This is a genomic window from Mycobacteriales bacterium (assembly GCA_035533475.1).
Lineage (GTDB): Bacteria > Actinomycetota > Actinomycetes > DATLTS01 > DATLTS01 > DATLTS01.
In genome coordinates this window covers 1-10,488 of sequence record DATLTS010000027.1, presented here as the reverse complement: position 1 = coordinate 10,488, position 10,488 = coordinate 1, and the positions used below count along the sequence as shown (strand labels likewise).

Genomic DNA, 10,488 nt, shown 5'->3' with positions numbered 1-10,488 from the left:
CCGCGCTGCTCGACGACGGACTCGAACGACGAGACCCATTCGTCGGTTTCCTGACGGTCGATGTCGGGTACCTGGTGCGCGAAGCCGTCAAAGATCACCCTGCCAGTGTCGCGCTGCGGGGGGCGCGCATGCTGGCAGACTGTGCGGCGTGGCGACGGTCGTGTTCACCGACGGGGCGTGCCTCGGCAACCCCGGTCCGGGTGGCTGGGCCTGGGCGGTTTCCGACGAGCACTTCGCGTCGGGCTCTGCGGAGGCGACCACGAACCAGCGCATGGAGCTCTGCGCGGTGATCGAGGCGGTCGCGTCCCTGAGCGGACCGCTCGAGATCGTGAGCGACTCGACCTACGTCGTCAAGTGCTTCCAGGATCGCTGGTGGGCCAGCTGGCGCCGCCGCAGCTGGCGCAACTCCAAGGGCGAACCCGTCGCCAACCAGGATCTGTGGGTGGACCTCATCGCGGCGGTCGTCGACGAACGGCCCGGAGAGATCCACTTCCGCTGGGTGAAGGGGCACTCCGGCGACCCGATGAACGAGTTCGTCGACCGGCTCGCGAACGACGCGGCCCGCGCCCAGAGCGACCGGGCGATCCTGCCGGGCGCCAGCTTCGCCCGGCAGGGAGAATCATGACTAATCTAGTCGGACTTTGACGTACCAGATCTCCCACCTCGACGCGCTCGAATCCGAGGCCGTCCACATCATCCGCGAGGTGGTGGCCGAGTTCGAACGACCAGCGTTGCTCTTCTCGGGCGGCAAGGACTCCGCGGTCCTGCTGCATCTCGCGTGGAAGGCCTGTTGGCCCCAGCAGGTCCCCTTCCCGGTCGTGCACGTCGACACCGGCCACAACTTCCCCGAAGTCATCGAGTTCCGGGACCACCGCGCCCGCGAGCTCGGGGTGCGACTGGTCGTCTCCTCGGTGCAGGATTCGATCGACCGCGGGGAGATCGTCGAGGACCCCACGCCGGGGGCCTCCCGCAACCGCCTGCAGACCCACAACCTCCTGAAGTCGATCGAGCAGCACCGCTTCGACGCCGTCTTCGGGGGAGGCCGGCGAGACGAGGAGAAGGCCCGCGCGAAGGAGCGCATCTTCTCCTTCCGTGACGAGTTCGGCCAGTGGGACCCGAGGGGTCAGCGGCCCGAGCTGTGGAACCTGTACAACGGACGCCACCGCATCGGCGAGCACTTCCGCGTCTTCCCGCTCTCCAACTGGACCGAACTCGACATCTGGCAGTACATCGCACACGAGTCGATCGAACTGCCACCCATCTACTACGCACACCGTCGGCAGGTCTTCCGCCGCGACGGCATGTTGCTCGCCATCGGCCCCTACACGACGCCCGGCCCGGACGAGGAGATCCTCGAGACCACCGTCCGCTACCGCACGGTCGGCGACATGACCTGCACCGGCGCCGTCGAGTCCAGCGCAGCCACGACCGCGGACATCATCGCCGAAGTCGCGGCGACCCGGATCACCGAACGGGGAGCGACCCGGGCGGACGATCGGGTCAGCGAGGCCGCCATGGAGGACCGCAAGCGGACCGGTTATTTCTGATGGAGCTGCTCCGCTTCGCAACAGCCGGGAGTGTCGACGACGGGAAGTCGACCCTGATCGGTCGGCTTCTCTATGACACGAAGTCGATCTTCGAGGATCAGTTGGAGGCGGTCGAACGGACCAGCCGTGAACGCGGCGACGAGTACACCAACCTCGCCTTGCTCACCGACGGGCTGCGGGCCGAGCGCGAGCAGGGCATCACGATCGACGTCGCATACCGCTACTTCGCCACCCCGAAGCGCAAGTTCATCATCGCCGACACCCCCGGGCACATCCAATACACCCGGAACATGGTGACCGGCGCCTCCACGGCGAACCTCGCGCTCATCCTCATCGACGCCCGGAACGGGATTCTCGAACAGTCCCGGCGGCATTCCTTCATCGCGAGTCTGCTCCGGGTCCCGCACCTGGTGCTCTGCGTCAACAAGATGGATCTGGTCGACTACGACGAAGCCGTCTTCGAGAGCGTCCGAGCCGAGTTCCGAAATTTCGCGGCCAAGCTCGAGATCGGCGACCTCACGTTCGTCCCGATCAGCGCGCTGCGCGGGGACAACGTGGTGCACCGTTCCGCGTCGATGCCGTGGTACGAGGGCCCTTCGCTACTGCACCATCTCGAGGACGTGCACATCGCAAGCGACCGGAATCTCATCGACGCCCGCTTCCCGGTCCAGTACGTCATTCGCCCGGTGTCCGACGCATGGCACGACTACCGCGGCTACGCGGGAACGGTGGCCGGCGGCGTCCTCAAAACCGGCGACGAGGTCGTCGTGCTGCCGTCCGGGCTGGCCACCCGGATCGCGGCCATCGACACCCCCGACGGCCCGGTCGACGAGGCGTACCCACCGATGTCGGTGACCCTGCGGCTTGCCGACGACCTCGACGTCTCGCGCGGGGACCTGATCGCCCGGCCGCAGAACCAACCGCGGATCACCCAGGACGTCGAGGCGATGCTGTGCTGGCTGGCCGACCGGCCGCTGCGGGCGGGCGCCATCTACGCGATCAAGCACACCACTCGGGCAGCCCGCGCACAGGTTCGCGAACTCGCCTACCGGATCGACGTCAACACGCTGCACCGTGACGAGGTGGCCGAGGCGCTCACGCTCAACGAGATCGGGCGCGTGACGTTGCGGACCACGCAGCCGCTGTTCGTCGACGAGTACCGGCGAAACCGGACCACCGGCTCGTTCATCCTGATCGACGAGGCGACGAACCAGACCGTCGGTGCCGGGATGATCCTCGACGCCGGCTGATCCTCGACGCCGGCTGATCAGCGGCGGCGGCGCGACGCGTCGAGTGACCACAGCCGGGCCGAGCGCGGCAACAGCAGGAGCGTGCCGAGCAGGAGGCCCGCGCTCAGCAGGAGCTCGGCCGGGTAGTGCGTGGAACCGGCCGCCCCGAGCGGTCCGCCGACGCCGAAGCAGCCGCACGCGACGCGCAGCCCGCGGGCATCGGCCGACGCGAAGAGCGCGAGGTACAGCAGCTCGATGACGGCCGCGACGCTCGCCGCGAAACGGACGAGCAGGCCGATGACGAGCAGCAGCCCGACCCCGAGCTCGACGAAACCGAGGAGGTCGCCTACACCGCGGTCCAGGCCCGCCGGCAGGAGCCGGAAGGCGCTCACCGTGCCGATCACGGTCGATCGATGGTCGAGTTGTCCGGCCGCAGCGGCCAACAACACCGCCGCGATGACGAGCCGGAGCCCGAGCAGCACGCGGTCCCAGAGCCTGTCCCGGGACTCTCCGTGATGCCCCTGAAGCCGACTCAGCGAGGCAACCATCTCCCCGCCGAGCCCGGTCCAGCGGCCCGGATCTTCGTCGCTCACGGGGCAAGCCTGCCGCCCGGGGCCGCGGCAGTCACGACCGGGGTTCGCAAACCGGGCGGGTGGGGCCCGGCGGATGCCAGATCGCGCTCAGGTGACAACCCGGCGTCGGAAGGTTCGCAGGGAGATGAGCATGAGCCCGGTCCCACCGCCGAGGAGCGCGGCGAGGAAGCCCCAGATCGGCATGTGCGGCAACTGTGGCGTGAGGACGGAACGCAGCCCCTCGCTCATGTAGACGAGCGGGTTGACGAGGATGGCGTATTTGAGCCACGGGATCGGCGAGAGCGTCGCCCACGGGTAGTAGATGCAGCCGAGGAAGGTCATCGGGAGCAGGATGACCGCGAACATCAAAGTGATCTTCCGCGGGTCGAGAACGGTCCCGATGAACAGCCCCAGCGACGCCCCGAGCAGTGAGGCGAAGAGGACGACGAGAATGAACAGCGGCCAGTTGTCGATGTGCACGCTCGGCGCGGCGCCGCGCGCGTGCACCAGGTAGACGACCGGAAAGACCACGGCTGCGGCGATCACCGACTGCACCCCGCCCGCGACGATCTTGCCGAGAGCGACCACCCAGACCGGGATCGGGGCGAGGATCCGATCCTCGATCTCGTTCGTGTAGCTAAACTCCTGAACCAGCGGCAGCGCGACCGCCTGGATTCCCTGGACGATGATCGCGACCGCGATCAGGCCGGGCACGAGGATCGTCGTGAACACGCCGCCGCCGGCCCGGCTGGTGCCAAACCCCTGCCCGATTTTCGGGAAGACGTAGGCGAACACGAAGACGAACAGCAAAGGCTGCATCACGGTGCGCAGCAGGAACTGGCCGAATCCGCGGCGCAGCACCCTGACGTCTCGAGCCAGCAGCGCCCCGAACGTGCCGAGCATCGTGCCGCTCACTCGGTCGCTCACTCCCGGTACTCCCGACCGGTGAGCGACAAGAAGACCGTCTCGAGACTCGGCGGCAGGCTGGTCGCGTCCCGGACCAGGCTGCCCATCCGGGAGGCGGCCTCGACGAGCTGGGCAAGCACCCCGCCCGGCGGGTTGGCGAAGACCCGCAGCATGGCCCCTTCCCGCTCGACTCGGCGCACCCCCGGAATGGCGGCCACCGCATCTTCGAGGCCACTGGTCTCGGCGTCGAGGGTGACGGTGATCACCGTGTCCGCGCCAAGGCCCGTCTTGAGCTCGGCCGGGCTGCCCAGCGCCAGCACCTTTCCGTGATCGAGAATGGCGATCCGCTCGCAGAGGGCGTCGGCCTCCTCCATGTAGTGCGTGGTCAGCAGGATCGTCTGGCCGGCGGCGTGCAGGTCGCGGAGGATCCGCCAGAGGTTGATCCGGGTTTGCGGGTCGATGCCCGAGGTCGGTTCGTCGAGGAAGAGGATCTCCGGGCGGTGAACGAGTGCGCGGGCGATCATCAGCCGCTGGGCGAGGCCGCCCGAGAGCTCCCAGATTCGCGACGTGGCGCGTTCGGTGAGCGCGAACTGCTCGAGCAGCTCGTCGGCCCGCAGCCGGGCCTCGCGTCGGCTCACCCCGAAGAACCGGCCGTGGTAATACAGGTTCTCGCGGACGGTGAGCTGGCGGTCCAGCGTGTTGGTCTGGGTTGAGACCCCGATGCGGCGCTTGGCCTGAGCTGGGTGGCGGGTGACGTCGACGCCGGCGACGAACGCCCGCCCGGAGGTCGGGATAACCGTGGTGGTCAGCATGCCGATCGTCGTGGACTTGCCGGCGCCATTCGGCCCGAGCAGGCCGAAGAACTCGCCGGCAGCGACTTCCAGGTCGATCCCGTCGACCGCCTGCACCTCTCCCCGGCGGCTACGGTAGGTCTTGTACAGGGCTTCCGTTCGAATCGGGGCGGTCGCGGGCTCGGCGGCGATCACGGTCACCCGGTCACCCTAGACAGGAACGCGACAGGCAGCCTCGACGTTGACCTCAGCATGCGGAACGGAGGAACCATGGCCACACCCGAGCCCACCGACGAGCACTGGCGCGAGAAGCTGAGCCCGGAGCAGTACTCGGTGCTGCGCGAGGGCGGGACGGAGCGGGCGTTCAGCGGGGAGTACGTCGACACCGACGAGGCCGGCGTGTACCGCTGCGCCGCGTGTCACACGCCGTTGTTCTCCTCGACGACGAAGTTCCACTCCGGCAGCGGCTGGCCGAGCTTCACCGACCCGATGAACCCGGCGAACGTCGAGCTGATCGCGGACAACTCGCACTTCATGCGGCGCACCGAGGTGCGCTGCGCCACCTGCGGCGGCCATCTCGGCCACGTTTTCGACGACGGTCCACGCGATCGGGGCGGGATGCGGTACTGCATCAATTCGCTGGCCCTCGACCTTGCTCGGGAAGCGGAACCGGCAACCGGGTAGCCACGCGAGCCGGGTTGCGGATCAAGGCCGCCGGTTCAGCTGCCGGTGCGCCGTTCCGAGCCCGTGTAGGCCGGAGCCGGAGCCCGCTGCGCCGGCAGCGGATTGACCAGGCCCCGGAGGGCGGCGTAACGGTCCTTCGTCGGGGGGCGCAGCGCCATCGATGGCTGCACCACCAGCCGGGGGATCCGATCGCCGGCGCCGGATCGGAGCAGTTCGACGCTCGGCTCGGGCAGTGGCCACCCGGCCATCGTCACGTCGAAGGCCTCGGCGGGGGCCGGCCGTCCGAACAGGAATCCCTGGCCCTCGTCGCACCCGAGTTGGCGAAGCAGCGCGACCTGGGCCGGGTCCTCGATGCCTTCGGCGACGACGGTGAGGCCGAGGCCACTCGTCATGCCGATGCTGGCCCGGATCAGGGTGGCACCGGCGCGGGCCCGCTCGGGGGTGACCAGGCTGTCGAGGAAGGTTTTGTCGATCTTCACTTTGTCGATCTGGAGCTGCCCGAGCCGGGACAGCGACGAGTACCCGGTTCCGAAGTCGTCGATCGCCAACTGAAGACCGAACGCTTTGAGCCGGGCGAGCGTCTCCTGCGCCGATCCGCCTTCGTCCATGGCGAGGCTCTCGGTGATCTCCAGGGTCACGGCACGCGGGTCGACCCCGGTCTTGGCCAGAACGTCCCTGATGGAGGTCACGAGGTCGGGATCGGCGAGCTGCCGGGCGGACAGATTGACCGCCATCCCGAGTTTGCTGCCACCGACCGGCCGGTGCTGGACCTGCCAGCTGCGCAGCTGCCGGCAGGCTTCGGAGAGAACCCACATGCCGAGCTCGACGATGGCGCCGCTGGACTCCGCGATCGGGATGAACTGGTCGGGCGGGATCAGGCCATGCTCGGGATGCTGCCAGCGCACCAGTGCCTCGAACCCGAGCAGCTCACCGGTAGTCAGGCTGACGATCGGCTGGTAGTAGACCCGCAGCTGACCCTCCCGGGTCGCCTTGGACAGATCGGATTCGAGTCGGAGCCGGCGCTGGACGCGTTGATGCATCTCCGGCTCGTAAACCGCGACGTCGTCCTTGCCCCGGTTCTTGACGGCGTACATCGCGAGGTCGGCCTTGCCCAGCAGCAGAAGAGGATCGTCGTCAGGCTCGCTGATGGCCAGCCCGGCGGACGCCCGGGACTGCACGGTTCGGCCGCCGACGGTGATCGGCGCGTTGAGCGCGTCGAGCACGCGCCCGATAACCGAATGTGCCGCCGCCGGATCGAACAGCGGGAAGAGCACCGCGAACTCGTCACCCCCGAGGCGAGCGACCAGGTCGTACTCGCGCACGGCATGGACCAGCCGCTGACCTACGACGCGCAGAAGTTCGTCCCCGGCGGCATGTCCCAGTTCGTCGTTGACGCCTTTGAAGTCGTCCAGGTCGAGGAACATCACGGCGCACCGCGAATCCAGGCCCGGGCATTCGTCGAGCGCGCGCTGGATGGCTTCGGTGAGCAACTCCCGGTTGGCCAGCCGGGTCAGGGTGTCGTGGGTGGCGTTGAACGTCAGCTTTCGCTGGAGTTCCTCCCGCTCCCGAACCAGCTCGAGGGCCTTGTTGCGCTCGGCTTCGACCTCGCTCATCCGCAGCGAATGTTCGGTGCGCAGTTTCCGGAACAGGAAGTAGTAACCAGCGGCCGCAAGGCAGCCGAAGCTCAGGAACGCCGCCGCGAGGACCCCGAACTCACGCAGCCCGGCGTCAGAAAGCAGGTGCCCGTGCCACGCGACCAGGCCGGCCGCGGAGGCGGCGGACATCGGGATGACCCCTTTGGGCCCGAAGCGGTAGCTGACGGCGAGCACGAGCATTGCGAGCCAGACCCCGAGCACGGTGGGCGCCACACCATCGACGGCTGCCGCGGAAATGGACACCGCGAACGAGCCGACGAGGATGCCGAGGACCGGTACGAGAGGCATCCGGGCATGCCAGGGATCGGCATCGCCCGCGTCTGGCGTCGGCAGGATGCCCCTGCTTGCGGTGGCATGGCGGGCCACCGGTCTGGCGTCCATGCCTCCGTATCGGCTCCGGTGGCCGGGTCGGAACATGGCTAAGTCCGGCTATTTTGCGGACCGTCGCGATGCGGCCGATTGGGCGGCCGGCATGGGCATTCGGCCTAGTCGCCGGCTTTGTCCCCATCGTGAGCGGGAGCGCTCCGGCTCCGAATGACCCAACCGGCTGGCAACGCCGAGAACCACGCCCTGCTCGTCCCCGCAGACGGCGGCGAACCGGAAGGCTTCCGGCTGCGGTGGGAAGGGGCCGCATCGGGCCCAAGGAGTGCCGGAGACCGCGGTCGGGTCTGAGCCTTACCGTCTGACGCCTCACTCCACCAGCCCAGCTTCGGAGATGACCCCCCGCTCGATCAGCACGTCTATCTCCGGGCCGGTCATTCCGAGCAGTTCCATGGCAACGGTCCGGCTGTGCTCCCCGAGCCTCGGCGCGGGACGCATTCCAGACGGCGATGCGCCATTCACCCGGACCGGCGATCCCACCATCTGGACCGCACCAGCCGTTGGGTGCTGCACGGTGCGGATGAGGTTGCGGGCGGTCACCTGATCCTGAGTCAGCGCCTCGGTGATGTCGAGCACCGGAGCGTGGGGAACGTCCGCCCGGGTAAAGATCTCCTGCCACTCGTGACGGGTCTTGCTGCACAGAACCTCGTCGAGGATTTCCCGAAGCGCCTCGCGATTCTCGCAACGAACGGCATTGGTGGCGAACCGGGGATCGTCGGTCAGGTCCGGTCGCCCGACCGCGTCGCAGAACCGAGCCCAGAACTGCCCGACCAGCACGGCGATTACCAGGTACCCGTCCCGGACTTTGAACCTCCCGTACGGCACGACGTTGTGATGATCACTTCCTAGTCGTGGCGGACTGTCGCCGGTGAGCAGCGCCATCTGGCTCAGGTAGCTCTGGAGAGCAATGGCCCCATCCAACATGCTGATGTCGAGATGCTGCCCCTCGCCGGTACTGCCCCGCTTTTGGGTACTGCCCCGCTTTTGCAGCGCAGCGAGAATGGCGATCGTCGCCCACAGCCCGGCGCCCAGATCGGCGACCGGAAGGCCGAGCCTGGACGGCGGACTGTCGCTCTCGCCGTTGATGCTCATGATCCCGCTTCGTGCCTGAACCACGAGATCGAAGGCCGGGAAGTTCGCGAGCGGACCGTCCGCTCCGTATCCGCTGATCGAGCACAGGATGATGTCCGGTTTTACTTCCCGCAGATCGTGCAAACCCAGTCCCAGCCGATCGAGAACCCCGGGCCGGAAGTTTTCGACCACGACGTCGGATCCACGCACGAGATCGAGGATGAACTGCCGACCTTCGACCGACTTCAAGTTGACTGCAACGCTCCGCTTATTCCGGTTCAAAGCAAGGAAATAGTGGCTCTGCTCCCCCGGGTAAAAGGGCGGAATGTCCCGAACTTCATCGCCACCTCGAGGGTCCTCGATCTTGATTATGTCGGCACCCAGATCACCGAGGATCTGGGTGCAGTAGGGGCCGGCGAGCACCCTGGTCAAATCGATGACTCGCACATCGCTGAGCAGCGGCGCGTGGCCGGCCAAATCCTCGGAGATCATTCTTCATCTTTCGTCGATGGTGACGCCGACTCCACCACATCGGGATCGACACGGCCGGGGCGGCACCAATATCCCCGTCCACGACCTCGACGTCCGAGGGCTCACCACCGCCGGCGGACGGCTCCGAGAAGCTCCGCACCCACGTTCCCGACCGGGCGTCAGCGCGTTCATCGGCTACTCGCCGACGGGTGGCCGCGAGCTCCCGGTACTGGCCTACCGCGACCTCGACGGCGACTGGCCGGGGCTCGATGCCAGGCCCGCATCCGGTCAGGACCTCACGCCGGATAAGGAAGGAAGCACCGATGGTGCGGAAGCCTGACCCGAAGACCGCCGGCAAGCTACGGGCGGACGCTCGTGCGGCGTACCGGCCCGGGGACAACCGGGGGCTGACCCCGTGGGGTGCAATTGCTCTTCTGTCACGCTGCCACGGGTTCGTATTCGTGGATGAGCCCACCGAGTCGATCACACCGACGGATGCGGTGGACTCCAGCGAACGTTGCTGGAGGCAATCCCGTCGCGCAGGGTGGTCGAAGGTCCCCGGCCGCGGTGGGGCCGGGCATGGTTGTAGTGCGCGACGTACTCGGCGAGGACCCGGGTGAGGTGTTGCTCGCTGCGGATGAGAATCCAGTCGAGACATTCGGAGCGGGCGCTGGCGATCCACCTCTCGGCGAACGCGTTCGCGTTCGGCGCGGCCACCGGTGTCTGGATGATCTTGGTGCCGTCGCCGGTGAACGCAGCGTCGAAGCCGGCGACGAACTTCGTGTCCAGGTCCCGGATCAGGTACCGCGGCAGACGGGCGTCCTGGCCCTGCGTCATCGACAGCTCCGGGCCCGCTGGGTCATCCACGCCGTGTTGGGATGAGCGGTGACCCCGACCAGTTGGACCCGGCGGGTGCCGATCTCGATCACGAAAAGCACGTACAGCGTCTTGAGCAGCACCGTTTGGACGGCGAAGAAAAGACATAGCCCGAACCTGCACAATGCAGGTCCGGCCTATTCCGATGTCCCGAGACATCACATTTGTGAGGTCTTCACGTAAGGGTTTGACCTGGGATTTCGTTGGGTTGTCGGGGGGCGGTGCACGGGTTAACAAGTGATCATCCACACCGGCCGGGCTGGCGGGCTAATGCCGTTTGCCGGTGCGGGGGTCGTTTTCAAGGG

The 10,488-nt window shown here is 67.6% G+C and carries 11 protein-coding genes and 1 pseudogene; 5 read left to right on the top strand and 7 right to left on the bottom strand.

Going from position 1 to position 10,488, the window contains the following annotated elements; translation table 11 throughout:
• The first annotated feature begins 148 nt into the window (after window positions 1–148).
• The 3 genes and pseudogenes from VNG13_06035 (at window position 149) to cysN (ending at window position 2,782) form a co-directional block, all read left to right on the top strand.
• The gene (locus VNG13_06035; GenBank protein HVA60080.1) at window positions 149–625 is read left to right on the top strand and encodes a ribonuclease H; all 477 of its coding nucleotides are present in this window, start codon (window positions 149–151) and stop codon (window positions 623–625) included.
• Window positions 626–641: 16 nt separating this feature from the next.
• Window positions 642–1,547 (top strand): sulfate adenylyltransferase subunit CysD, encoded by a 906-nt coding sequence (gene cysD / locus VNG13_06030; GenBank protein HVA60079.1) that lies wholly within the window; start codon window positions 642–644, stop codon window positions 1,545–1,547.
• Window positions 1,547–2,782 (top strand): annotated as a pseudogene (gene cysN, locus VNG13_06025) (sulfate adenylyltransferase subunit CysN). Before cysD ends, cysN begins: the two are co-directional and overlap by 1 nt.
• Before the next feature lie 32 nt (window positions 2,783–2,814).
• Here cysN and VNG13_06020 read toward each other — a convergent pair.
• The 3 genes from VNG13_06020 to VNG13_06010 form a co-directional block, all read right to left on the bottom strand.
• Window positions 2,815–3,369, bottom strand: a complete 555-nt coding sequence (locus tag VNG13_06020; GenBank protein ID HVA60078.1) for a MauE/DoxX family redox-associated membrane protein — start codon at window positions 3,367–3,369, stop codon at window positions 2,815–2,817.
• 87 nt (window positions 3,370–3,456) lie between these two features.
• The gene (locus tag VNG13_06015) at window positions 3,457–4,275 is read right to left on the bottom strand and encodes an ABC transporter permease (protein ID HVA60077.1); all 819 of its coding nucleotides are present in this window, start codon (window positions 4,273–4,275) and stop codon (window positions 3,457–3,459) included.
• A complete protein-coding gene (locus VNG13_06010; GenBank protein ID HVA60076.1) occupies window positions 4,272–5,246 on the bottom strand; it encodes an ATP-binding cassette domain-containing protein in 975 nt (324 codons plus the stop codon). The genes VNG13_06015 and VNG13_06010 overlap by 4 nt, the downstream gene beginning before the upstream one ends.
• A 69-nt stretch (window positions 5,247–5,315) precedes the next feature.
• Here VNG13_06010 and msrB point away from each other — a divergent pair, with 69 nt between their 5' ends.
• The gene (gene msrB / locus VNG13_06005) at window positions 5,316–5,729 is read left to right on the top strand and encodes a peptide-methionine (R)-S-oxide reductase MsrB (protein HVA60075.1); all 414 of its coding nucleotides are present in this window, start codon (window positions 5,316–5,318) and stop codon (window positions 5,727–5,729) included.
• A 35-nt stretch (window positions 5,730–5,764) separates the two neighbouring features.
• Here msrB and VNG13_06000 read toward each other — a convergent pair whose 3' ends face one another.
• Both VNG13_06000 and VNG13_05995 read right to left on the bottom strand, forming a co-directional pair.
• Entirely contained in the window at window positions 5,765–7,672 is a 1,908-nt protein-coding gene (locus tag VNG13_06000; protein HVA60074.1) for an EAL domain-containing protein, read from the bottom strand.
• A gap of 402 nt (window positions 7,673–8,074) precedes the next feature.
• Window positions 8,075–9,328: a CoA transferase gene (locus VNG13_05995; GenBank protein HVA60073.1), complete on the bottom strand. Its 1,254-nt coding sequence runs from the start codon at window positions 9,326–9,328 to the stop codon at window positions 8,075–8,077.
• 16 nt (window positions 9,329–9,344) lie between these two features.
• On the opposite strand from VNG13_05995, the gene VNG13_05990 reads away from it, so the two are divergent.
• Window positions 9,345–9,647, top strand: a complete 303-nt coding sequence (locus VNG13_05990; protein ID HVA60072.1) for a hypothetical protein — start codon at window positions 9,345–9,347, stop codon at window positions 9,645–9,647.
• A gap of 143 nt (window positions 9,648–9,790) precedes the next feature.
• Here VNG13_05990 and VNG13_05985 read toward each other — a convergent pair whose 3' ends face one another.
• Together VNG13_05985 and VNG13_05980 are read right to left on the bottom strand one after the other, a co-directional pair.
• Window positions 9,791–10,144 (bottom strand): integrase core domain-containing protein, encoded by a 354-nt coding sequence (locus VNG13_05985; protein HVA60071.1) that lies wholly within the window; start codon window positions 10,142–10,144, stop codon window positions 9,791–9,793.
• Window positions 10,141–10,308, bottom strand: coding sequence for a hypothetical protein (locus VNG13_05980; protein ID HVA60070.1), 168 nt, complete (start codon window positions 10,306–10,308; stop codon window positions 10,141–10,143). Before VNG13_05980 ends, VNG13_05985 begins: the two co-directional genes overlap by 4 nt.
• Window positions 10,309–10,488 lie beyond the last annotated feature (180 nt).

Excerpts from the sequence above, each read along its gene's own strand:
- msrB (HVA60075.1), top strand. The coding sequence starts at position 5,316 with ATGGCCACACCCGAGCCCACCGACGAGCACTGGCGCGAGAAGCTGAGC.
- VNG13_06000 (HVA60074.1), bottom strand. The coding sequence starts at position 7,672 with ATGCCTCTCGTACCGGTCCTCGGCATCCTCGTCGGCTCGTTCGCGGTG.
- VNG13_05995 (HVA60073.1), bottom strand. The coding sequence starts at position 9,328 with ATGATCTCCGAGGATTTGGCCGGCCACGCGCCGCTGCTCAGCGATGTG.
- VNG13_05990 (HVA60072.1), top strand. The coding sequence starts at position 9,345 with ATGGTGACGCCGACTCCACCACATCGGGATCGACACGGCCGGGGCGGC.
- VNG13_05985 (HVA60071.1), bottom strand. The coding sequence starts at position 10,144 with ATGACGCAGGGCCAGGACGCCCGTCTGCCGCGGTACCTGATCCGGGAC.